Genomic DNA, 24,173 nt, shown 5'->3' on the forward strand with positions numbered 1-24,173 from the left:
CCTGCCCGGAAAAATCTTTATTGGATTTCATATGTATTCAGACGGCAAAAAGCTTTTTCCGGGCAATTCCGGAAAAGGCTTTCGTTTTAATCAGGGAAGAATTCAAAGGTGGCCGGAAAAATGCTCAACCGCATGCGTCTTAATACCCAGATTATGTTGCTGCTGACGACAACGATATCGCTATTAATGCTGCTGTATCTGGGCTGGGACAGCTACATGCAGCGCCGGCAGGCATTGGAGGATCTGCGTAAGAGCACGGCCGTGCTCACGACCTCCCTGATGTCTACCCGGGACTTCATCGCCCAGAACCAGGATCTCATCAACAAGGACCAGGACGGCTCCATTCATTTCAAAAGCCTCAACCCTTCTGTCGCTATTCGCGGCATATCGGAACGGTTTAACGGCACTATGGGGTACACCTTTAAACAAACCAACCTGACGGTGCGCAATCCCCAGAATGCCCCCGACCCGTTTGAGCGGGAAATGCTGCAAAAGTTAGCCGCTAACAAAAGCCTTGAGGAGGAATGGGCCGTGGATACCGTCAACGAACAGAACGTTTTTCGCTATATGCGGCCGTTATACTATGACAACAGCTGCCTTTCCTGCCATGGCGAGCCGGCGGGAAAACCGGATATTGCCGGCTTTCCCAGGGAAGGGCATAAATTGGGGGACTTTGCCGGCGCCATCAGCATCATTGCCCCGCTGGCACCCATGGAGCAAAATTACCGTAATATGCTTACCGGTCGTTTATTGGCCATCTTTACCCTCTGGCTGACACTGACATCAGTTATCTATTTTATGATCCGTAAGAGCTTTGTGCGGCCGCTGGAACACATGACGGCACTGGTCCGGAAAATCGGCCTGGGCGATCTGGCGGTAAGTGACCGGCGCGCCATGGAAAACCTTGAAATGCAGACGCTGTATGACAGCTTCCGGGCGATGGCCCAAAACCTTAAGGAATTGCATGACAATCTGGAAACCAAAGTAACAGAGCGCACCGGAGAACTGGCGGCGGCTTACCAGGCCCTGCAGGATCATCAGCGTCAATTGCAGAAGATAAATAAAAAGCTGGCTGCGGCCAGTGAGGTTAAATCCGAGTTTATCGCTACCATGAGTCACGAGCTGCAGACACCGCTAACCGCCATGATGGCTTATGCCGAAATCATTCTGGAATATGGCACGGAAAATGACGAAGTCACCGAATATGTCTATGATATCTATCAAAGCGCCCATCACCTGCTGGATTTAATCAGGGATATCCTGGATTTGTCCAAGGTGGAAAAAGGCAAATTGCAGTTGCACCCGGTAGTGTTTGAGATTGCCGAGATTACCGCCGTGCTGGAGCGGATTTTCCAGCCGCTGACCGCTCGCGCCGGCCTGACCCTCACTATGGAGGTGCCGGCGGAACTGCCGGTCATCCAGGCCGATAAAAATAAAGTAAAACAGATTTTAATGAACTTATTGTCCAATGCCATTAAGTTTACATCGGCCGGCGGCAGGATTCACCTGACTGTCAGCTATCAGGCAGCCGGGGACACCTTGCTGGTGTCGGTGCGGGATACCGGCAAAGGTATGGCACCCCATGAGCTTGCGCTCATTTTTGATACGTTTTACCAGGCCGATTCCGGCACAGCCAAGGAATATGGCGGGACAGGCCTGGGCCTGGCCATCACCAGGCAGCTGATCGAATTGCACGGCGGCGCTATTTGGGTGGATAGTGCCCCGGGGCAGGGAAGTACTTTCCGCTTCACCCTGCCGGTACAGCAAATCCCGCAAAAAAGCTGATACAGTTAAAACACCGCTCGTATTTCAGAGAGAGAGGGTGATTGGAATGCCTACGGTATTAGTTGTCGACGATGAGCCGAAAATTCTGCGGATTATCGAACACAGCCTGTCGCGCGAAGGCTATGAGGTGGCTACAGCTATCGACGGGCAGCAGGCCATTGAACAATTTCAGCGCCAGGACTATGACCTGGTTATCCTGGACCTGGCGCTGCCGCGTGTGGACGGTTTTCAGGTCTGTCGGACCATCAGGGAAACCTCGTCTGTGCCCATCATCATTCTGTCGGTAAGAAATCAGGAAGTCGACAAGATTCTGGGCTTCAACCTGGGTGTGGACGATTACCTGACCAAACCTTTCAGCCCGGTGGAACTATGCCTCCGGGTCAAGGCCATCCTCCGCCGCACCAGAAAGGAGCATAAGCCGGCCGTGAGCGACGGCCCGGCCTACTGCTATAGCGGCTTAAGCATCAATCCCGCCGCCCGGGAGGTCTGCCTGGACGGACAGCCGGTTGAACTTACCGCCAAAGAGTTTGACATCCTGTGGTTTATGGTTAAGCATCCCAACAAAGTTTTTACCCGTAAGCAGCTGCTCTACCAAATCTGGCAGAACGACTATGTCGGCAATGAGGACACCGTTACCGTACTCATCAGCCGGCTGCGCGATAAACTAAAAAGCGACGCTGCGCAGGGCTCGTTTATTCAGACCCTGCGGGGTGTGGGCTATAAATTTTGCCTGTATGAGTGATAGGTACCAATAAGGGCGACTAAACTTTAGATGGAGTTTTAACCCCACCTGAAGTTTAGTCGCCCTTATCCAGGAACTTAGCCGCACTTATCTCCCGCTTATAGAAGCAGGAGTCTTAGTGCGGGTTAGTTACAGGATGAAGCCTGATTTTGCATAGCGGTCCTGCATAAAAAGAGTCCGGAACCTAAGACAGGTTCCGGACTCTTTTTATTGCCGGCGGTATACCGCCGTTTTCAGGCCATACATCTCAGCGTTGTGACTGATTGTATTACACGCTGAATTTACTCACGGCCTTTTGCAGTTTCTGCGCCAGTTCGGCCAGCCCCTGGCTGGAGGCGGCAATCTCTTCCATAGACGCAGACTGTTCCTCGGTAGCCGCAGACACTGACTGAGCCTGGGCGGCTGTTTCTTTGCTGATAATACCGATTCCTTCCACCGAGGCTACTATTTGCTTACTCCCCCCTGCCATCGACTGAATGGCCGCAGAGATTTCCCGTACCTGATTTGACACACTGTCAATGAGTGTTACTATATCCCGGAAAGCTTGCCCGGCCGAATTCACCACCTCGGTCCCGTGTTTGACTTCCCGGGTGCCGTCATTCATCGCCACTACCGCGGTACTGGTATCTACCTGTATTTCGTTGATCAGGCCGGCAATTTGTTTGGCGGCATCCTGGGACTGCTCCGCCAGTTTGCGGACTTCTTCCGCAACAACAGCAAAGCCGCGTCCTTGTTCACCGGCCCTTGCAGCCTCGATAGCCGCGTTTAAGGCTAACAGATTGGTCTGCCCGGCGATACCGGCGATAGTATCTACAATCAAGCCAATTTCCTTAGAACTCTCGCCCAGTTTGGCAACTACTTGCGCGGAGTTAGCCACTGTTTTATCCACATTGGCCATTTGCGTAATGGCGGATTCAGCCGCCTGGCCACCCGTATTAGCCGCCCTGGCCGTTTTATCAGCCATATTAGCCATCGAACCGGCATTGGCCGCTATTTGTTCAATAGCCGCGGATAGCTCCTGAACAATGCCCGCCGTCTGATTTACTGCGTTTACCTGTTGCTCGGAACCGTCCGCCACCTCACTAATGGTAGCAGCAACCTGATTTGTCGCCTGGGCCGATTCATCGGCGCTGGCCAGCAGTTCCTCCGAGGCAGCCGCCACCTGTTCAGTCATCTGGGCGATATCCCGGACTAAGTTCCGGAGATTTTCCGTCATATGGTTGAAAGCCGTTGTCAGCGCGCCAATCTCATCGTTAGTCGCCGCTTTAAGCGCACTCTTTGTCAGGTCACCTTGCGCAACCCGCTGGGAGTAGGTTACCAGTTCCCGCAGCGGCTGCGTCAGGCGCTTGGCGGCAAACCAGATAACGATCATAACTACAGCCAGCACAACAATGCTTACAGCTGCCAGAACTTTGGCAATCTTGGCGGCAGGCGCAAAAAATTCGTTTTCATTGACGACAGTGGCCACGGCCCAGCCGGTGACTGCAATAGGCTGGTAGAAAGCTATCTTTTTAACACCCTCAAAGGTATAACGGAAAACTCCTGGTTTGCCTGCCAGCATCAGCCGCCCCAGTTCCCGGCTGGTCGGGTCCTCTAATTCGGTGATTTTCTTTTGCATGACCAGGCTCTTGTCAGGGTGCTGAATATAAGTGCCATCCTTGGCTACCATGATGCCATAGCCTGTTTGGCCAAACGTCAGGCTGCCGGCAACCTGCTGCACATATTGCAGGGATATCCCCGCACCGATTATTCCCTGCACAACATTGCTGTCATCTTTAATGGGCGCCACCATAAAGATGGTCGGCAAACCGGTAGTCTTGGAAATCATGGGCGGTGTTATCTGGGCCGGACCCCCGGACATAATGGTTTTAAAATAGTCCCGGGTACTTACATTGCCAATAAAAAAAGAGAAGTCATTGCCGTTCTTTTGTACGGTATGATAATCCCCCTGACGGTTGGCTGCATAGATATCCTGGAATACATCCGGATATTTTTCATGCAGGAATTTATACCGGCTGATGTTCTGGGCGTCGGTTACGCCAAAGTCAGTGTTGATGGCTTTTGCGGCCGGAGTTGCCGCAATGGTCTCCGGTTCCAAAATATGCGCCTCAAGCCAGGTATTAATGGTGCCTGCCGTTTGTTCTGTCGTTGTTAACATACTCTTGCTTAATTCATCTTCAATCAAATTGTTTATTTCGATGTACGCAGCCGCACTAATCGCCACCAAACCGGCGACAACTACCGGCATAATAAACAGTATGAGTTTTGTCCGGTATGATACTACATTCATCATTTGCTAAGACCTCCCCCTCATCAAATTAAAAAACACGGCTTTCACCTCGCCCGGAGCAAAAGGGCAAGCCGGTGCCGCCCTGCCTCTTCAGGCGAAAGTTATCCTTGCTGGCAAGCCAAAAAAAGAGGTCAAAAAACCTCTTTTCCGAGTTCCTATTTAAGTACTTGGTTTACTTGCCGGAAAAATCCGCTTTTCTCTTCTCAATAAAAGCAGTCATTCCTTCCTTTTGGTCAGCGGTAGCAAAGCATAGCCCAAATACTTCCGCCTCATACGCCACCCCTGACGCCAAATCCATATCAAGCCCCTTATTGACTGCCGTCTTGCAGAGTTGGACGGCAACCTCCGCCCGGGACATGATTTTTTCCGCCAGCGCCCTGGCTGTAGTCATTAATTCCTCCGGCGCCGTCACTTTGTTAACCAGGCCGATACGGTACGCCTCCTGAGCATCGATGATATCGCCGGTAAATAATAATTCCTTGGCCCGGCCTTTGCCGACGAGCCGGGGCAGGCGCTGCGTACCGGCAAAGCCTGGCACAATGCCTAAGGTTACTTCCGGCTGGCCGAACTTGGCTTTTTCCGAGGCCAGCCGCAGATCGCAGGCCATAGCCAGTTCGCAGCCGCCGCCTAAAGCAAAACCGTTAACTGCGGCAATAACCGGCTGAGGCAGATTCTCAATTTTATTGAATACGGCCTGGCCAAACCGGCCCCAGCTACGGCCTCCCAGCGCAGACAAGGGCTGCATTTCGGCGATGTCGGCGCCTGCCGCAAAGGCTTTATCACCGCTGCCGGTTATGATAACAACTTTTATTGCCGCGTCTTGCGCTATATGAGCCAGTACTTCGTCCAGCTCTTTTAACAGGTCATAATTAAGGGCGTTTAGCGCTTGCGGCCGGTGCAAGGTTAAGACCCCGATCCCCGCATCGTCTTTAAACAAGAGGTTAGTATACTCTTTCATGTTACTCCTCCTCACGATAGTGAACGATCTGACAACGCCAGCCGGTTATGCTTATTTGCTATAGTCGTAAAATCCCTTGCCGGTTTTCCGCCCCAGATAACCTGCCTGCACCATTTTTCTGAGCAATGGGCAGGGGCGGTATTTGGGGTCCCCATAGCCCTCATAGAGGACTTCCATAATGTACAGTACGGTATCATTGCCGATAAGGTCAGCCAAAGCCAGCGGCCCCAGCGGGTGGTTAAAGCCCAGTTTGGCAACCTGATCTATATCTTCCGCGCTGGCAACCCCTTCCATCAGGGTGCACACAGCTTCATTAATCATCAGCATCATAATCCGGTTGCCGACAAAGCCGGGATAATCGGCAACCCGTACCGGTGCTTTAGCCAGTTTTTCAGCCAGCGCCTTTATATCGGCAAACGTCTCCTCGCTGGTGGCCAAACCGGTAATAATTTCGATCAGCTTCATGACCGGAGCAGGATTAAAGAAATGCATGCCGATGACTTTGTCGGGGCGCTTGGTAAAGGCGCCGATTGCAGTTATCGGCAGGGACGAGGTATTTGTTGCCAAAATAGTATGTTTAGGGCACTCTTGGTCAAGAGCCTGAAAGATTTGCCGTTTAATATCGGCATTTTCAATCGCCGCTTCTACTACTAAGTCTACATTGCAAGCCGCGGCATCCAGTTCAACCGTGCCGGAAATCCGGGACAGGATGGCGTCTTGGTCTGCTGCCGATAGTTTGCCTTTTTCCACGGCCCTGCTCAGGTTTCTGGCGATGCCGGCTATTCCCTTCTCGACAAACTCGGGCTTGACGTCACGCAGTATTACCGTCAGCCCGCTTTGGGCCATTACCTGCGCAATGCCGCTGCCCATCTGTCCCGCACCAATGATTAATACCTTGTTAAACTCCACGTTTGCTAACCTCCCGGTATTTTACCCAGTACCGTATCAACCCTAATCCTGTGGCTAATGACGGGATAGCTGCCACGGTACTAGTTCTCTTTGATTTTTTTAAACTCTTCAATTAGTGCCGGTATTACTTCCAGGCAATCACCGACAATACCATAGTCAGCCGCCTTGAATATGGGTGCATCGGCATCCTTATTAATGGCGATCACAATATCGGAGGACGACATGCCGGCCATGTGCTGGATCGCCCCGGAAATACCGCAGGCGAAGTAGACTTTCGGGCCTACCGTTTTGCCGGTCTGGCCTACCTGGTGCATGTGCGGTTTCCAGCCTGCATCCACCGCCGCCCGGGATGCGCCAACCGCCCCGCCGAGCACACCGGCTAATTCCTCAATCAGCGTAAAATTCTCCGGTTTCCCCATGCCCCGGCCGCCGGACACAATAATCTCGGCCTCTTCCAGATTGCAGGCGGCGGTACACACTTTGACAACATCAATGAGCTTGGTGCGAATATCTTTTTCCTCGACAGTACTCTTAACGCGAATCATTTCACCTGTGCGGGAAAAATCCTGTTCAGGCCGTTTAAAGACTTTGGGGCGCACCGTTCCCATCTGCGGACGGTGGTCCGGACACAGAATGGTCGCCATAATGTTGCCGCCGAAGGCGGGACGGGTCCAGGCCACCAAGCCGGTTTCTCCGTCAATCCCCAGACTGGTACAGTCTGCCGTCAGACCGGTGCCTACCCGGCAGGCCACCCTCGGCCCCAGATCGCGGCCGTCATTGGTGGCTCCCATGAGGATAACCGCAGGTTTATAAGTATGAATCAGGTCTGAGAATACGGCGGTAAAACCGTCGGTGGAATAGTGTTTAAATTCCGGGCCTTCCACGATATAGACAGTATCGGCGCCACTGGCAAATATATCTTTCGCCAGCGGTTCCACTTTGTCGCCAATCAGAACGCCTGCCAGTTTCTGGCCCATGGCCTCGGCCAGTTTACGCCCCTCTCCCAGTAATTCATGCGCCACATTTTTAGCTTGCCCCTCGGCCAGTTCGATATACACCCATACATCCTTATACTCGTTCTTATCTATCGATACCGTTTTTTCTTCTTTTTCCCTGGCGATAGCGCTGACCGGACATATATCCACACAGGCGCCACAGGCGGTACACGCTTCGGTAATACAGGCCTTATCCTCCTCGATAACCAGTGCGCCGAAAGGGCACGAACTTACACACGCGCCGCAGCCTATGCATTCGGCTTTATTTACCTTTACTGCCATGTTATTGCCCTCCCCTACACCAATTTGGCTTCTGTCAGTTTTTTGGCCAGCAAGCCAGCTGCTTCCCGGGCGCTCCCGGCCTGAATAAGTTCTCCCTGTACCCGCTGCGGCGGCGTAAAGATACGCCTTACCTGCGTCGGTGAGCCTTTTAGTCCCAGCCGTTGGGGATCGACAGCCAGATCCGCGGCTGTCCATACCGGGATTTCCTTGCGGTTGGCTTTCATGGTCCCCTTAACGGTAGGCAGGCGCGGCTCGTTAATGGATTTCAGAACAGTGAGCAGCACCGGCAGCCGGGTCTCAATAAGCTCATACCCTTCTTCCTGCTCCCGCTCCAATTTTACCGTTTGATCATCCACATCAATTTCCGATACACAGGTAACCTGAGCCCAGCCCAGGTGCTCGGCGATTTCCGGTCCAACCTGGGCGGTGTCGCCGTCAATGGCCTGTTTGCCGCAGATAATCATATCCACGTTGCCGATCTTCCTGACCGCCGCCGCCAGCGTATAGCTGGTAGCCAACGTGTCGGCGCCGCCAAAGGCCCGGTCACTAATAAGCAGCGCCTCATCGGCCCCCATGGCCAGGCATTCTTTCAGCGCTTCCTTAGCTTGCGGCGGCCCCATGGTGATAACGGTAACCCTGCCGCCCTGGGCTTCCTTCAGCCTGAGGGCGGCCTCAACGGCATTTTTATCAAAGGGGTTGACAATACTGGGCACTCCCTGGCGAATCAGGGTATTGGTCGCCGGATCGATCTTAACCTCGGTAGTGTCAGGCACCTGTTTGACACAAACTACTATTTCCATCACATGCATCCCCCTATATGCTTTATACAGCAGCGGAAGATCTACCGCAATAAGCTTGCGGCAACCACGATACGCTGTACTTGATTTGTTCCTTCATAAATCTGGGTGATTTTTGCATCCCGCATGAGCCGTTCCACCGGATATTCCCGGCTGTAGCCATAACCGCCAAAAATCTGGACGGCATCGGTGGTCACTTCCATGGCAATATCGGCGGCAAACATTTTGGCCATAGCGGCTTCCTTGGCGTAGGCAAGGCCCTGATCCTTCAGATAGGCGGCGCGGTACACCAGCAGGCGGGCGGCGTCGATTTTGGTGGCCATATCGGCCAGCATAAAGGCAATTGCCTGGTTACTGGCAATGGGTTTGCCGAATTGCACCCGTTCTTTGGCGTATTTCACCGCGTGTTCAAGGGCGGCCTGGGCTATGCCGAGAGCCTGAGCGGCAACACCGATTCGCCCGCCGTCTAAAGTGCTCATGGCGATTTTAAAGCCGTCGCCCTCTTTGCCCAGCATATTTTCCCTGGGAACCTTCACATCCTGGAAAATGAGCTCATTCGTGATGGAAGAATGAATGCCCAATTTGTGTTCCTTTTTGCCAAAGGTAAAACCGGGCATGCCTTTTTCCACAATAAAAGCGGTAATGCCTTTTACGCCTTTGGTCCGGTCGGTCATGGCAAACACCACATAAATTTCCGCTTCACCGGCATTGGTAATGAATATTTTACTGCCGTTAAGGATATAGTGATCGCCGTCCGCCACGGCAACCGTTTGCTGGGAAGCGGCATCTGTGCCGGCGTTCGGTTCGGTCAGGCCAAAGGCCCCCAGTTTTGTGCCTTCGGCCAGCGGTACCAGAAACCGCTGTTTTTGCTCTTCGGTGCCGTAGGCATAAATCGGCCAGGCACATAAGGACACGGTGGCCGACAGCGTGATGCCCACACCGGCATCCACCCGGGACAGTTCCTCAACCGCTAGAATGTAACTTAAGACATCGGCCTCAGCGCCGCCGTATTTTTCAGGAAAGCAGATACCGGTAAAACCCATTTCCCCCATGGCATCGGCAATTTCGCGGGAAAACTCTTCCTTTTCGTCCCGCTCGGCCGCGCCTGGCGCTACCTGTTTTTCCGCAAAATCACGCACCAGCTTTTGCATCATCTTTTGCTCTTCCGTAAGCTGAAATTGCATAGCTCAATCCTCCTGCCAACTGCTGTGGCTATTAAAATTCCATTACATACGTTCAACAATTATGGCTATCCCCTGGCCGCCGCCAATACACAGCGTAGCCAGCCCGCGTTTGGCCTCTTTTTGTTCCAGGGCATGGAGCAGTGTTACCAGTATCCGGGCGCCGCTGGCGCCGATAGGATGTCCCAGCGCGATTGCGCCGCCATGCACGTTGACCCTGTCTTGCGAAAAATTCAATTCTTGTCCTACCGCTAAAAATTGAGCGGCAAACGCTTCATTGGCTTCGATCAGATCGATATCGGCTATTGTCAGGCCGGCTTTGTCCAAGGCCTTGCGGGTAGCAGGCACCGGCCCTATGCCCATCATGCCGGGATCGACGCCGGCGGCGGCGAAGCTTACGATACGGGCCAAGGGTTTAATCCCCAATTTACACGCTTTTTCGGCTGACATCACCACCAACGCCGCCGCACCGTCATTGATGCCTGAGGCGTTGCCGGCGGTAACGGTCCCGTCTTTCTTAAAAGCGGTCTTAAGCGCCGCCAGCTTTTCCAGCGTTGTGCCTGCTTTCGGGTACTCGTCGGTGGCAAATACGGTATCGCCCTTTTTTCCCTTGATGGTAACAGGCACAATTTCTTTTTTGAACACACCCCGGGAAATGGCGGTCAGCGCCTTTTGCTGGGACTCAGCGGCCAGCTGATCCTGCGCCTCTCTGCTAATGCCATACCGGGCCGCGACGTTCTCGGCGGTAATACCCATATGATAGTCGTTAAAAGCGCACCACAAACCGTCTTTTACCATGCTATCGGTAAGTTTGGCATCCCCCATCCGGTAACCCCAGCGGGCTTTGCTGTCCAGCACATAGGCGGCGTTGGTCATGCTCTCCATGCCGCCGGCAATAACAATATCGGCGTCACCGGCGATGATCGACTGCGCCGCCAGCGTGACAGCCTTGATACCGGAACCGCATACTTTGTTAATTGTATATGACGGCACCTCGACAGGCACGCCGGCTTTAACCGCCGCCTGCCGGGCGGGGTTTTGCCCCTGTCCGGCCTGCAAAACATTACCCAGGATAACTTCATCGATCATACTGTGTTGAATACCTGACCGGTTAATGGCTTCCTGGACAACAATACTGCCTAAATCCGCCGCGGCGAATGAAGCCAGCGAACCGTTAAACGAACCGATTGCCGTCCTGACGGCACTGGTAATAACAACTTCTTTCATAGCAACACCCCTAGTTATAATCTGCAATCGCCATTGCGCCTTCTACTTCCAGCCAGCGCCAGAATAAAAGCCTTCGTAACTTAATTCTTATATGAGAAAAGCCTTCTTTTACTTTGAGAGCCTGCGGATAATACACCAGCACAGAATCTATTTTCGTGACGCAGTATCCCTCCGCTTGGGAAACCGCCGGGCCGGTAACCGCTACTGACGGTACGTAACTACCTGTTACGTTTTTGCCTGTGCAGGCTCAGCCGCCAATGGCCGGTTCGAGCTTAAGTTCAATCACAATGGCTGCCGAGCGCGCAATGATATATTGAGTGGCATCCCTGTCAATAGAAATCAGCGGCATTTCTTCGCCCCCTGCTGTCATTTTTGAATAACCCGGATTACCGCCGCTGCATCTTCCAGCATGGCATTATGCAGCAGTTCTGTTTCCGCCGGGCTCATTTCTCCGGCCGGTTGAAATAAACAGTCCAGGATTCGTTTGCCGACCAACCGGCTTACGCCAAGGCTCCCTTCCTGCCGGTACGCCGGCAGCAGGCATTCATCAAACAACTGCATATCGGCTGCGGCATAATCAAAGACCCGGCACCAAAGCTGTAGCAGTTCCTGTTCTTCCAGCCCGGCCTGCGTCAGCAGCGCTTTTTTATGCGCGCTGGTCAGGGTCAGCAGCCCGGATAGATAAACCCGCAAAGCAGCAGTAATCTGCTGCCTTGTCAGCCTATGTTTCCCAGTCCGCCCCCCGAAAGCCCCAGCCGGCCGCTTATTATCCACCCCGATCAAGGCGGCAACCAGTTCATCCGCCGATATTGCCGTAATTAACAGTATCTTTTTCTGCACGTCATTACCGGCGAACTTGGCAGCCTGAGAGCAGAATTTCTGGGTATGCCGGCCTACGCTGCGGAAGTAGCGGCCCTTGGCCGCGGCAAATATGTCTTGTAAAAATGTAATTACCGGCATGGCCCACCCCCGCTAGTTTTCTACATCAGGCCTTTGGCTTGCGCCTCGGCCGTAAGGCCGGCGCGGAAATCCGGATGACTTACGGCAATCAGCGCTTTAGCCCGCTCACGCAGGCTCTTGCCCCTCAGTTCGGCAATACCGTATTCCGTAACTACATAATGCACGTCGTTGCGCGTGGTGGTTACGGCCGCCCCTTTATCCAGTTCACAGGCAATCCTTGAGATCTTGCCGCCGGCGGCAGTGGCTGGCAGGGCAATAATGGACCTGCCGTTTTTCGACCGGCTGGCGCCGCGGATAAAGTCGACCTGCCCGCCGACGCCGCTGAACTGTTTGCTGCCAATCATTTCGGCATTGACCTGTCCCATAAGATCCACCTGCAAGGCAGAATTAATCGAGATCATATTTTCATGCTGGCCGATGATGCAGGGATCATTGATATAGTCCACCGACTGCATTTCCACAGCCGGGTTATTATTGACAAAGTCATACAGTTTCCTGGTCCCCATCAGAAAAGTTGCCATAAACTTGCCGGTGTTAATAGTCTTCTTCCGGTTGGTAATCACACCGGCCTCGGCTAAAACCACCACGCCGTCGGAAAACATTTCCGAATGAATGCCCAGATCCTTTTTATCTTTTAAAAATAACAATACCGCATCAGGAATAGCGCCGATCCCCAGTTGCAAGGTAGCCCCGTCCGGAATGAGCCTGGCAACGTTTTCACCGATGGCTTTTTCGATATCGCCGATTTTGGGCGGCGGTAATTCGATTAGCGGTTCATCCTGTTCCACAAGATAGTGAATGGCATCCAGGTGAATCTTTGCCCCGCCGGTACGGGGAACCGCGTTATTGATTTGCGCAATCACCAGCCTGGCGCATTCAGCCGCCGGCTTGGTGTAATCGGCCGATACGCCATAACTGCAAAATCCCGCTTCATCCGGCGGCGTAACCTGAATAAGTGCGACATCGACCGGCAAGAGGTTCTCTGTAAACAGTCTGGGAATTTCCGAAAAAAAACAGGGAGTAAAGTCGGCCCGTTTTTCTTCCACTGCTTTTCTGGTTGAACCGCCTACAAACAGGGCATTATGACGAAAACTGTCTTTCATATCCGGCTGAGCATACTTGGCCGGTCCCATAGCGACCATATGAACAATTTCCACATTGCTAAGTTCTGCGGCCCGGTCCACTAAAGCATTGACCAGCGCCGTCGGCTCGCCGCAGGCATGGCCGGTTACTACCCGGTCACCGGCTTTAATTTTTTTAACTGCGGCTTGAGCGGTAACAATTTTATCCTGATAAACATTTCTCCAATTATGCAAAGTAATGCCTCACCTTCGTTACAATTTCCGCGGCAAGCTCTTCTTCCCGCACAGCGGCCGCATCCACCGTCGCTGCCGCTACCTGGACAAAAGGGCCGCTGACGTGGTTGTATTTAAACGCGCAATTAGCCGTACAGCCGCTGATATATATAACAAAATCAGCATCCAGCGAATTATACCCGATCTGACAGCCGCCGGCCTGCAACATAGCCCGTACCTCAGCGGCCACTTTTCCTCTGTCAATCCGCGGATTGCATCCCCCGCAAAAGGTAATGCTGATCTTTCGGTTATTCATGGTTAGGTTTTTTCCTTACGCAGGATCTTTAACGCCTGCTCAATCAACTGCTCACTGACCTGCTGCAAAAGCACAACACCCTTCACTTCCGGACACGCCTCTTTGATTGCTGTTTCCACTAGTTCCGCCAGGGTTTGTTGGGCACCGGGGCAGGCTGCGCATGCCCCGGTGAACCGTACTTTAACCAACCCGTCGGATGTTACTTCAACCAGCTCAATGTCGCCGTTATGCGCCTTGAGCGCCGGACGGACTTTCTGCTCAATTACTTGCTGCATTTTTTCCATCTGAACATCCTCAATTTGCCATACTTATTTTTGCTCAATGCCGGCGATGGCTTTGGCCAGCGCTTTCTTGTTCTCCAGATTGCCCTGACGGGCGATCATGATCCGCTGGGCTTGCGGCGAGCCGGCGCCATGCATGGATTCTGTGCGGTAACCGACGGCGGCGGTACCCAGCGTGATGTTTTCTATTAAGCGCAGAATCCGCATCCGGTTTTCCGTAGATACCGCGGCCACGCCCCGAAAGTACTTTTCTACCACTTTACCGATTTCGGGATGACGCAGGTCTTTCTCTGAAGGCATGGTTACCATCAGACCGCCGGCGATATCTTCCGCCAGGCGGGCAATTTCATAAGGGAAACGGGTTACGTTTTGTTTGCAGACATTGGCTAAGAGCAGGTCGATGATATAATTGCCGGAAGCAGTTTTGTGGCCCTCGGCCGAGCAGGCAATGCCGCAGGCGTAGAGGGTTTCGTTAAGATGCATCATTTCAATCAGTTTGTCTTTGACATGGGAGGCCTTGGCGGCACCGTTGTAGTCGGCAGCCAGGGCAGTGGCACCGATCAGCACATCACCCACGCCAACCTTGCAGCCGCCGTAGCTCTGACGGTGGTAGCCGGCAAACCGTTCTACCAGCATGCCGCTGAATTCATATTCACCGCACATGAAGACGTTCTCCCAGGGGATAAACACATTATCAAACACCATCAGCGCTTCATGCCCGCCGAACTGTTTATTGCCGACATCAATATCGCCGCCCTCAAGTTTGCGGGTATCACAGGACTGGCGTCCGTAGATATAGAAGATACCTTCAGCATCAGCCGGGGCAGAGAACGACACAGCATAGTCGGCGTCTTCCTTCGCCATGGAGATAGTCGGCATAACCAGAATCCAGTGAGAGTTGATAGCCCCTGTCTGGTGGGCCTTGGCGCCGCTGACCACAATACCGTCTGCTCTCTTTTCCACAACATGTACAAACAGGTCAGGATCCACCTGCTTACTGGGCGACAAACCCCTGTCCCCTTTCGGGTCTGTCATGGCCCCGTCTACCGTCCAGTCCTCTTCCTGCATCTTAAGCAGGAATTTGGTAAATCTGGCATGATAATCGGTACCCAGCTTCTGATCCATCTCAAAGGTGGTGCTGTCAACGGCATTGATGGCGTCCATACCTACACAGCGCTGGAAGCAGGCTGCAGTTTTTTGGCCGAGCAGCCGCTGCATTTTTACCTTTTTGACAAGATCATCGGCGCTTTGATGCAAATGGCAGAAACGGTTTATTTTTTTTCCGGTCAGATGCGAAGTCGCTGTCATCAGCTCTTCATATTGCGGATCCTGCGCCAGCTCATAGGTCATTTTCACCGAATTCATGGATGGCCGGATAATCGGGTTATCCACCGGGCTTTTGACCAGTTCCCCCTGCAGGTACACTTTCAAATTGAGTTTACGCAAGCTTTCTTCATATTGCTGAGCCGTTTTCATAGTAATGACCTCCTCAAAGTTGTCTTAAATTTTTAAACTGGCCTGCCGTCAAAGACAACAGCCAATTATTCAGCGCCAATCCGGCTGTTAAACACCGGATCTTTTGTTGTATCATAAGTGGACCAATTCCGGATAAAATCTTTGCCGTAGATTAACAGACAAAGAACAACGCCTACCGCAAACGCATAACCGGCGCCACGGGATATAAGGACCGAGCCGACGATACCGGCTACGCCCAAATCGTTGAAGGTGCGGGCTTTAAGAACGCCGACACGGATGGCTACATAACCTTGCACCAGCATGGTCAGCGACAGGGATATGGGCAGAATAGGCTTTACCAGGGTAACAATCGGCATAAGGAAATAGCTGGTGAATGTCCCCAGACGGAAGGAAGCCACGCCGCCAAACAAGCTGTCCATGGCTTCCCGGCCATGCTTGTAGCGTTCACAGGTTACCACCTGCATAGCTGCCCACAGCGGACCGCACATGGATAAATCCGGTCCTAACATCGACATGCTGATATTCCGGATACCGCAGATAATATTATTCCGGTTGGCGTCATAATGCACGTTTTCATCGCCATGACGGAATTCACGCGCTTCATCAATAAGCGCTTCCGCCTGAATGAGCTCGCCAAACAACACTACATAGGTGGCTGCCACCAAAGGAAAGGCGGCCATGTACAGGCTGAGCGGCGGCCAGCCGATTCTTGCGGAAAAAGGAGTCCACTCGGTAAACAGGGTATAAAACTGGGGAACAGTAATGCCCCAGGTGATTGTCGGCCAGGGCAGTTCCCCCAGCAGCGGGGCAATGATGATGGCCAAAACAAGTGCAGGCATGAGGCCTAAGTCAGACAGGTATTTGAAGACGACATGCTTGTTTCTCAGTGTTTTAAAATGGTTGGAAAACAAAATATAGAAAGCAAAACCAATGGCAATGGTGATTGTCCAGGGGTAGGAGTCAAAACGGCCGCCTGCTTCAAATACCAGCCGTACAGCCGCCACACCGGCCCCAATCAAAATTCCTGATTTAAGCGCATCAGGCACAATGTCAACAAATCTTTTCGCCAAACCGGTTGCGCCTAACAGGAGTGCGAAGATCCCCAGTTCCATCTCGAAGGCGATCAACGCATGCATTCTGGCCACACCTTCCGGGAAAGTCTTCAGCCATAAGAGCAGCAGAGGTATGGCCGGTGTAATCCAGCCGGGTATGACCGGATCACCCAAATGGGCATGCCATAAATAAAAAAAGCCATTCAGAATAACAACAGTAATTGCGACTTCAAAGGGCATCCCCAGGTATTCCTGCAGCACCGGAATAATCCCCAGGCACACGGCGCACATCAATAACCCCTGAATATAATCCGGCAACTCAAAGCGATAATGAATGAACGGCAGTCTTAACTGAAACGGACCAAGCGGAATATGCGGCTGAACTTCACCGAAGTTACGTTTGTAAGTAGGACCCAACCAACTCATAGTAATTCCCTCCCTATTTTTACCGGCATTAATGCGCCATGAAACAACAATATGCTGCCTGCCACTGCCTCCCCTCCTGTTTATGCATACAGCTTCTATATAATGCAATAAGCGTGCCAAATCAAAAAAGTGTGATTTGTCCTTATTTTCCTATATATAGGACTGTTCCGATAATTCACAAGGGCGTTGCATTAGCGCAACGCCCTTTAAGAAAATATGCGGTTAGTCTTTTTATTTCTTATCTTGTGCAATAATGCAACCAATGCATTATTGCAACATCATTTGCCCTCCAGGCCGTATTTTACCACTTTGCGGAAAACCGTTGTCCTGTCAACACCCAACAATTCGGCGACTTTGGGCCAGGATCTGTGCTCTTTGTAGCTTTCGGCAAGCAGATAGGCTTCTGTTTGTTCCACGGCTTCTTTGAGTCTTGTCCCGCGTTTGGGCAGAAACTTTTTATTGCCGATGCTTTCCGGCAAAAGCTTGACCGTAAGCTCTTCACCAGGGGCAATAACCATCATTCGTTCGATTACATTCTCCAGTTCCCGCACGTTTCCCGGCCAGGAATAGTCCACTAGCTTTTCAATTACTTGCGGCGATATTCTCTTGTAGAAACCAAAATGATGGTTAAACTTATAAATAAAATGCATTGTCAGCAAAGGAATATCTTCTTTCCGTTCCCGTAAAGGCGGCAGGTCGATCGGGACTACCATCAGCCGGTAGTATAAATCTTCGCGGAAATCGCCTTCCCTCACCATTCTGGCAATATCACGGTGAGTAGCGGCAATAATTCGCGTATTGACGGTAATCGCCTTTGTACCGCCAACCCGCATAATTTCTTTTTCCTGTATGGCCCTAAGCAGCTTGACCTGCAGTAGAAGCGGCAGATCGCCCACCTCATCCAGAAACAGGGTACCATTGTGGGACAGTTCGAACAAACCGGGCTTGCCTTCTTTTTTGGCGCCGGTAAAGGCCCCGCCTTCATAGCCGAATAGTTCTGATTCCAAGAGCTGCTCGGGGATGGCGGCACAGTTAATTTTAATGAAAGGCTTGGCGGCGCTTTTACCTTGTTTGTGAATGAGCTTGGCGATCAATTCTTTGCCGGTGCCGGAATCGCCGTGAATTAAAACAGTAGAGTCCACATCGGCAACTTTCATAGCCAGCTCAATTACCCTCGTCATCTTCGAGCTGCGGAAGATCATCTCGTTATGTTGAATATGCATAGCCCGCAAATGTGATAACTCGGTTTTATACTTCAGGGTTTTTTCCTGAGTCTGTATCAGTTGATTTTGCAAGTGAGCCAATTCAGTGATATCCCGGACATTGGTCACCACCCGGAACAAATTGCCTTGATCATCAAATATCGGACTCCCGGTAACCAATATCTTACGGTCATTTTTTACTGTTTGGTTAATGGTCAGCCGTTCGCGCTTCTCCATTACCAGCAAAGTAACCGACTCGTCATAATAGCCTGCGGCAACTAAGCTCTTCATATTTTTGCCTAATAAATCGCCAGCTTTTAAGCCGGTAATCCGCTCATAAGCCTCATTCAGGCGCAAAACAACACCTTCACCGTCAGTAATAAACATGCCGTCATAGGAAGACCTAATAATCGCCTCCAGCTCATGCAGCAATTCCCGCACAGAAGTTAATGTAGCGGCTGTCTTGTCGGTACTTGAACTATCCTTAGACATCGTCCGGCCCCCCTTGCCGATAAGCTATTTACTTACGCTTTTCCGAAGACCTATTTTCTCAGATATCCCCTGGCAATCGAATCCTGAATGACTTGTTCAACAAGTTGCCCCAGCTCAATGGCTATATCTTTTGTCCGTTTGTTGCGCTCCCTTACTTTGTCACTGGTAATGCCGTTTTCCTGCCAGGACTTACCGCCGGTATGATAATGCAGCAGCAGCGGCTGCAACCGGTCGAGGGCATCGGCCAGCCGGGCCTCAGGACTTTGCTTCTGCTCAAACTCCTCCCATAAATCCCGCAGTTCCTGTGACTGATCGGCAGGCAAGAGCCCAAACAGCCGGCCGGCGGCGGCTTGCTCCCGTACGTCTTTGTCCACTCCGGCCTGCTGGTCAAAACAATAGGTATCGCCGGCATCGATTTCGACAATATCATGAATGAGCAGCATTTTTACGACCTTAAACACATCGATTGGGTAATCGTCAACATATTCCGCCAGCAGCATGGCCATAACGGCAAGATGCCAGGAATGCTCGGCATCGGTTTCCCGGCGGTCTGTGCCAATCACGTAGTTTTTGCGGTAGATGGTTTTCAGCTTGTCCACTTCCACAAGGAAGCAGATCTGTTGTTCCAGCCGGTTATTAATTGTTTTTCCTACCAATTGTTTCCGCATTATGATATACTTGATTCCATCTCGCTCATTTTCCACCGGGGTTGTCTCTAACCCAAATTTTTCGTAAAAGGATACCTTATCTTTTCTGGCGTTACACCAGATAGCGGTCGCGCCGCTCATCTGCGCCGCCGCCATAACATGCCGGAGAAGCTTGGTGCCGTAGCCTTGCCCCTGTTTATCCTGGACAGTGGCAAATTTGCGAAACTGAATTTCACCCCGGTCCATAAAAGTTGAAATCACGGCGAGAAGACGGTCGCCCTCATAGAGACCGTAATGTGTACCCGCAGCATCGTCAGGCAACTGTATATATTGAAGTGGTTTATCAGGCCGCAGGATTTTTTGCCGCAACTCCCAGGTATCTGCGGCGTTAATCATTTTTATTTCCATAAAATTCTCTCATTCCCTTCTGCCTTTCATTTTAGCATTGCCACCTAACGTATACAACCTGTTACAACCTGCCGATACTATTAAAAGCATACCGCAAGGTAAAGGAGGCATTTTCATTGGAAAAATTCAAAGAGCTGGGAATTAGCGACAGCATAATTCGCTCTCTTAGCGATATGGGCTTCGAGGAACCGACTCCCATACAAGCGCAAGCCATCCCCTCACTCTTATCAGGGAAAGATCTGGTTGGCCAGGCCCAGACCGGTACAGGCAAAACAGCCGCCTTCGGCATTCCCTTACTGGAAAATATCAAGACAGACACCGGCGTCATTCAGGGGATTGTTCTGACGCCCACCCGCGAGCTGGCCATCCAGGTCGCCGAAGAACTTAATAAGCTCGGGCAGCACGCCGGCGTTCACACCCTTCCCATTTATGGCGGTCAGGATATTTACCGTCAGATTAAAGCCTTACAGAGAAGACCGCGGATTATTGTCGCCACTCCCGGCCGCCTGATGGACCATATGGAGCGCCGCACCATCAAGCTGGCCGATATCAAAATGGTAGTTCTGGATGAAGCGGACGAAATGCTTAATATGGGCTTTATCGAAGACATTGAGAAGATTCTTGCCGCCATGCCTGAATCCAGGCAGACGCTGCTGTTTTCCGCCACCATGCCCCGGCAGATTCAAAACCTGGCGCAGCGCTTCCTCAAAGACCCGGAGCTCATTAGCATTAAATCCAAGGAAGTCACGGTGCCGCTAATCGAACAGCATTACATGGAACTGCAGGACAGACAGAAATTTGATGTCCTCTGCCGCCTGCTGGACATTCAGTCCCCCGAACTGGCCATCGTTTTCGGCAGAACCAAACGCCGGGTTGATGAGTTGTCTGAAGCCTTAAAGAAACGCGGCTACTCTGCCGAAGGAATCCACGGCGACCTCACTCAGGCCAAGCGGGATGCCGTCATCAGACAATTCCGCGAAAGCACCATAGAAATCCTGGTGGCCACCGACGTAGCCGCCCGGGGTCTTGACGTCAGCGGAGTAACGCATGTATATAACTTTGACATTCCGCAAGATCCGGAAAGTTATGTGCACCGGGTCGGCCGTACCGGCCGGGCCGGACAAACAGGTCTGGCCATGACCTTTGTCATTCCGCGTGAACTCGAACACTTGCGCTCGATTGAACGGACCACCAAGCGGAAGATTGTGCGCATGCCGGTGCCCACTCTTACCGAAGCTATCGAAGGGCAGCAGCGCCTGGCTGTGGAGAAGCTGCTTAACCAAATTGAAGAAGGCAACCTGGAGCAGTACCGCGGCCGCGCCGAAGACTTGCTGACCGAGACCGATTCTGTTGCGCTGGTATCGGCCGCTTTAAAACTGCTAACCAAAGAACCTGATACCACGCCCATCAAGATTACCGAAGAAGCGCCTTTACGCTCGCGCTCCTACGGCGGCGGCAGACGAAAACCGCCTGCCCCTGATGCCAGAAAGGGCGCGCCCACCGGCAAACCCCGCTATAAATCAGGCGGCTTCAAAAAATAATTGCCCATAAAGCAAGACGAGATTGCTGCGCTACGGCGCAATGACCCGGAAACTTCCGGCGTCATTGTCAGCAGATGGGCAGCAATCCCGTCTTTTATTTTACTTAAATACGAAGTTACCCTTTTTAAATACAGGTATGTTCTCACCGATGGCCGTAATGCCGGTAATCTCAAGATCGGCAGTGCCAATCATAAAGTCCACGTGGACGATGGAATCATTGACACCGGCTTGCTCCAGCTGGTCTTTACTCATATTTACGCCGTTTTCAATGCAAACCGGATAGGCTTTGCCAATGGCAAAGTGACAGGAAGCATTTTCATCAAACAGCGTATTGTAAAAGAGAATATTCGAGTTAGAGATAGGCGAGTTATGAGGAACAAGCGCCACCTCGCCCAGATAATGGGAGCCTTCGTCGGTCTCCACCAGCTTTTTGAGAACCTCATTTCCCTGTTCGGCCTGAGAGTCAACGATTCGTCCGTCTTTAAACGTCAGTGAGAATTTATCGATCAGCGTACCGTTGTAGTTGAGCGGTTTGGCACTGACTACCTTGCCATTGACTCCTGTTTTCTTGGGTAAGGAAAATACTTCTTCGGTCGGCATATTGGCGACAAACTCAATACCGCCGGTAGTGTGTTCCGGCCCGCCAAGCCAGATATGGCCGTCAGGCAGTTCAACCTTAAGATCGGTACCCAGCGAATTTTTGTAATGCAGCTGTTTGAATTTGTGCTCATTCATATATTTTACACTTTGTTTTAGGGCCCGGCTGTGTTCCTGCCAGGCAGCCACCGGATCTTGTGTATCAACCCGGACAGCCTGCAGAATGGCCGTCCATAACTTCTCAACCGCCTCTTCCCCGGAGATTCCCGGAAATACCTTTTGGGCCCAGGCTGCGGTAGGAATGGATACGATGTTCCAGGCATTCTGATTGCTCATCATCCGTTCCCGGTACTCCCGGAGCGCAGTATTGCTGGCTTTCTGCGCTCTAACTACCCTGTCCGGATTGACTTCCTTTAAAAGCTCCGGATCAGAGGCGGCAATGCTGACAAAAGCCGCACCTTTCCTTACATAGGACAAATAAAATTCCTTTTGCCACTCAGGAAACTCATCAAAAATTTCTTCCGGCGCCTGCATAAACCGGATCTTGGACGACAATTCATCTTTCCAGTTCATTACGACCTCACGAGCACCGGCCTGATAAGCCGTTTCGGTGATAACCCTGGCAAAATCCGCGCATTCCAGCGGAGAAGTTATAACCAGCGTTTGGGCTCTTTGCAGGTTGACACCGGTTTTAACCACCAGCCTTGCATATTTTTCCAATACTTTTTTATCCATATTGACTCCTTTCTTATCAACCCATCTTTTTTATTCTTAGCATATACTATTCAATTTATGAAGAAAACACGACTTGCGCCGAGCCTTTGGCGGAAGTAGAATTGATTGTTGCATTTATCCTGGCGAAAGTTTACCTTTCTATCGGATAAATGCAAAGACCTGAACCTTTGCCAAGGTTCAGGTCCGGCCGGAGTTTCGCTTAAGCCTTCAGCAAATCGGCCGCTACAGCGCTTACCAGGGCTACCGCCTGCGTAAGCGCTGCTTCATCAAAGTCAAACCGGAAATCATGATGTCCGGCAGCCAAATTCGCGCCGATCATGATATAGGCGGCTTTACCGCCATGCTGCTGCACCCGCTCCATAAAATATGTGCAATCTTCACTGGCGCCAAAGTAGCAACTAGGCCATATTTCCTTAAAGATTTTTAGCCGTTCGGCAACCTTTTCCACTCTCTCCACCAGGCAGAGATCATTTTCCGCGCCGGCGGCCCCGCCCATCTCGCTAATTGCCACCTGTACACCGTACATATCGGCAGCGGCTTTGATAATCCGCATAGCTTCCGAGCACATATATTCATTAATAGCCGTTGTCGTACCGCGGGTTTCCAGTTTAATAACGGCATTGGCCGGAACGACATTGCGCCCGGTGCCGGCCTCAAGCTGTCCGACATTAATCCGGGACGGTCCCTGGCTGTGGCGCGCAATAGCATGCAGATTAAGCGCAGCAGCAGCAGCAGCTAACAGGGCATTGCGACCGGCTTCCGGCGCAGCGCCGGCATGAGCTGCAATACCGGTAAACACAGCATCTAGTTTGGTCGTTGCCAGAAAGCCCTCAATACGGCAGGCCAAATGGCCGGTTTCCTTAGTATTAAAGCCAATGTGAAGTCCCAGAAAATAGTCGACATCGTCGGCTACACCCTTGACGGACATGGCCCGCGCACCGCGTACCCCTTCCTCGGCCGGCTGGAAAATAAGCTTTACAGTACCGCATAGTTCATTTTTCAGCGAAGCCAGTATCTCGGCTACCGCCAGACCAATGGCGGTGTGGCCGTCATGACCGCAGGCGTGCATAGCTCCCCGGTTGACAGACGCAAAGCCGTCCCGCACCGGCCGGTGAGTTATTTCTTCAGTTTCCACCGCATCGTTGGCATCCATGTCAAACCTAAGACCGATGACCGGCCCAGGCCTGGCGCATCGCAGCACACCGACAACACCGGTTTTACCGCCCCGCATTTTTTCAACCCAGACGGGATTGGCGCCTTGCGCCAACGCCCTCTCGGCATGACGCTCAAGTTCAGCAGTTTTAGGCACACCCATCATGGACTGCTCGTCAACTACCTCCGCACCGGCCAAAACTTCATAACCCAGACCGGCCAGAGTATCGGCAACTATGGCTGCCGTACGGAATTCGGTCCAGGCCGCCTCGGGATGTTTATGAAAATCCCGACGTCTGGCAATTGTTTTTTCCTGCAGCTTTTCCGCTTGTTCTACAAAGTTCATTACCATAATGTCGCCCCCCAAAAAAGCTCCCTACATTAACATCAGCATGGTTACCCATACTTTTATTAAATACGGCACCCG

The 24,173-nt window shown here is 52.0% G+C and carries 20 protein-coding genes; 3 read left to right on the plus strand and 17 right to left on the minus strand.

Going from position 1 to position 24,173, the window contains the following annotated elements; genetic code table 11:
• Positions 1 to 120 precede the first annotated feature (120 nt).
• Together SATMO3_RS24645 and SATMO3_RS24650 are read left to right on the plus strand one after the other, a co-directional pair.
• Complete coding sequence (locus SATMO3_RS24645) at positions 121 to 1,785, plus strand: ATP-binding protein (RefSeq protein ID WP_371372650.1); 1,665 nt, start codon at positions 121 to 123, stop codon at positions 1,783 to 1,785.
• Between the two features lie 46 nt (positions 1,786 to 1,831).
• Positions 1,832 to 2,527, plus strand: a complete 696-nt coding sequence (locus tag SATMO3_RS24650; protein ID WP_371372652.1) for a response regulator transcription factor — start codon at positions 1,832 to 1,834, stop codon at positions 2,525 to 2,527.
• A 268-nt stretch (positions 2,528 to 2,795) separates the two neighbouring features.
• Here the strand turns inward: SATMO3_RS24650 and SATMO3_RS24655 are convergent, their stop codons facing one another.
• From SATMO3_RS24655 to SATMO3_RS24725, 15 genes are all read right to left on the minus strand, one after another.
• A complete protein-coding gene (locus SATMO3_RS24655; protein WP_371372654.1) occupies positions 2,796 to 4,820 on the minus strand; it encodes a methyl-accepting chemotaxis protein in 2,025 nt (674 codons plus the stop codon).
• Positions 4,821 to 4,989: 169 nt separating this feature from the next.
• Positions 4,990 to 5,775, minus strand: a complete 786-nt coding sequence (locus SATMO3_RS24660) for a short-chain-enoyl-CoA hydratase (RefSeq protein ID WP_371372656.1) — start codon at positions 5,773 to 5,775, stop codon at positions 4,990 to 4,992.
• 51 nt (positions 5,776 to 5,826) lie between these two features.
• On the minus strand, positions 5,827 to 6,684 hold the full coding sequence (locus tag SATMO3_RS24665; protein ID WP_371372658.1) for a 3-hydroxybutyryl-CoA dehydrogenase: 858 nt from the start codon (positions 6,682 to 6,684) through the stop codon (positions 5,827 to 5,829).
• Between the two features lie 80 nt (positions 6,685 to 6,764).
• Entirely contained in the window at positions 6,765 to 7,961 is a 1,197-nt protein-coding gene (locus tag SATMO3_RS24670; protein ID WP_371372660.1) for an FAD-binding protein, read from the minus strand.
• Positions 7,962 to 7,975: 14 nt separating this feature from the next.
• Entirely contained in the window at positions 7,976 to 8,761 is a 786-nt protein-coding gene (locus SATMO3_RS24675; protein ID WP_371372662.1) for an electron transfer flavoprotein subunit beta, read from the minus strand.
• A 41-nt stretch (positions 8,762 to 8,802) separates the two neighbouring features.
• Positions 8,803 to 9,942, minus strand: coding sequence for an acyl-CoA dehydrogenase (locus tag SATMO3_RS24680; RefSeq protein ID WP_371372664.1), 1,140 nt, complete (start codon positions 9,940 to 9,942; stop codon positions 8,803 to 8,805).
• Between the two features lie 42 nt (positions 9,943 to 9,984).
• Entirely contained in the window at positions 9,985 to 11,166 is a 1,182-nt protein-coding gene (locus tag SATMO3_RS24685) for an acetyl-CoA C-acetyltransferase (protein ID WP_371372666.1), read from the minus strand.
• A 366-nt stretch (positions 11,167 to 11,532) separates the two neighbouring features.
• Positions 11,533 to 12,126, minus strand: a complete 594-nt coding sequence (locus tag SATMO3_RS24690) for a hypothetical protein (RefSeq protein WP_371372668.1) — start codon at positions 12,124 to 12,126, stop codon at positions 11,533 to 11,535.
• 20 nt (positions 12,127 to 12,146) lie between these two features.
• A complete protein-coding gene (locus SATMO3_RS24695; protein WP_371372670.1) occupies positions 12,147 to 13,442 on the minus strand; it encodes an acetyl-CoA hydrolase/transferase family protein in 1,296 nt (431 codons plus the stop codon).
• Positions 13,435 to 13,737 carry a hypothetical protein gene (locus tag SATMO3_RS24700; protein WP_371372672.1) on the minus strand — a complete coding sequence of 101 codons (303 nt, stop codon included), beginning with the start codon at positions 13,735 to 13,737 and terminating at the stop codon, positions 13,435 to 13,437. The genes SATMO3_RS24695 and SATMO3_RS24700 overlap by 8 nt, the downstream gene beginning before the upstream one ends.
• Positions 13,738 to 13,739: 2 nt before the next feature.
• Complete coding sequence (locus tag SATMO3_RS24705) at positions 13,740 to 14,021, minus strand: NifU family protein (RefSeq protein WP_371372674.1); 282 nt, start codon at positions 14,019 to 14,021, stop codon at positions 13,740 to 13,742.
• Between the two features lie 24 nt (positions 14,022 to 14,045).
• A complete protein-coding gene (locus SATMO3_RS24710) occupies positions 14,046 to 15,500 on the minus strand; it encodes a 4-hydroxyphenylacetate 3-hydroxylase family protein (protein ID WP_371381790.1) in 1,455 nt (484 codons plus the stop codon).
• A gap of 59 nt (positions 15,501 to 15,559) precedes the next feature.
• The gene (locus SATMO3_RS24715) at positions 15,560 to 16,972 is read right to left on the minus strand and encodes a hypothetical protein (RefSeq protein WP_371372676.1); all 1,413 of its coding nucleotides are present in this window, start codon (positions 16,970 to 16,972) and stop codon (positions 15,560 to 15,562) included.
• A gap of 278 nt (positions 16,973 to 17,250) precedes the next feature.
• Positions 17,251 to 18,666 (minus strand): sigma-54 interaction domain-containing protein, encoded by a 1,416-nt coding sequence (locus SATMO3_RS24720; protein ID WP_371372678.1) that lies wholly within the window; start codon positions 18,664 to 18,666, stop codon positions 17,251 to 17,253.
• 50 nt (positions 18,667 to 18,716) lie between these two features.
• Positions 18,717 to 19,721 carry a GNAT family N-acetyltransferase gene (locus SATMO3_RS24725; protein WP_371372680.1) on the minus strand — a complete coding sequence of 335 codons (1,005 nt, stop codon included), beginning with the start codon at positions 19,719 to 19,721 and terminating at the stop codon, positions 18,717 to 18,719.
• 116 nt (positions 19,722 to 19,837) lie between these two features.
• Here SATMO3_RS24725 and SATMO3_RS24730 point away from each other — a divergent pair, with 116 nt between their 5' ends.
• On the plus strand, positions 19,838 to 21,262 hold the full coding sequence (locus SATMO3_RS24730; protein WP_371372682.1) for a DEAD/DEAH box helicase: 1,425 nt from the start codon (positions 19,838 to 19,840) through the stop codon (positions 21,260 to 21,262).
• A 99-nt stretch (positions 21,263 to 21,361) separates the two neighbouring features.
• On the opposite strand, the gene SATMO3_RS24735 is transcribed toward SATMO3_RS24730, so the two are convergent.
• Both SATMO3_RS24735 and SATMO3_RS24740 read right to left on the minus strand, forming a co-directional pair.
• Complete coding sequence (locus SATMO3_RS24735; protein ID WP_371372684.1) at positions 21,362 to 22,594, minus strand: aminopeptidase; 1,233 nt, start codon at positions 22,592 to 22,594, stop codon at positions 21,362 to 21,364.
• Positions 22,595 to 22,793: 199 nt separating this feature from the next.
• A complete protein-coding gene (locus tag SATMO3_RS24740; protein ID WP_371372686.1) occupies positions 22,794 to 24,098 on the minus strand; it encodes an amidohydrolase in 1,305 nt (434 codons plus the stop codon).
• Positions 24,099 to 24,173: the final 75 nt, after the last annotated feature.

The organism is Sporomusa aerivorans (assembly GCF_041428895.1).
Classification (GTDB): domain Bacteria; phylum Bacillota; class Negativicutes; order Sporomusales; family Sporomusaceae; genus Sporomusa; species Sporomusa aerivorans.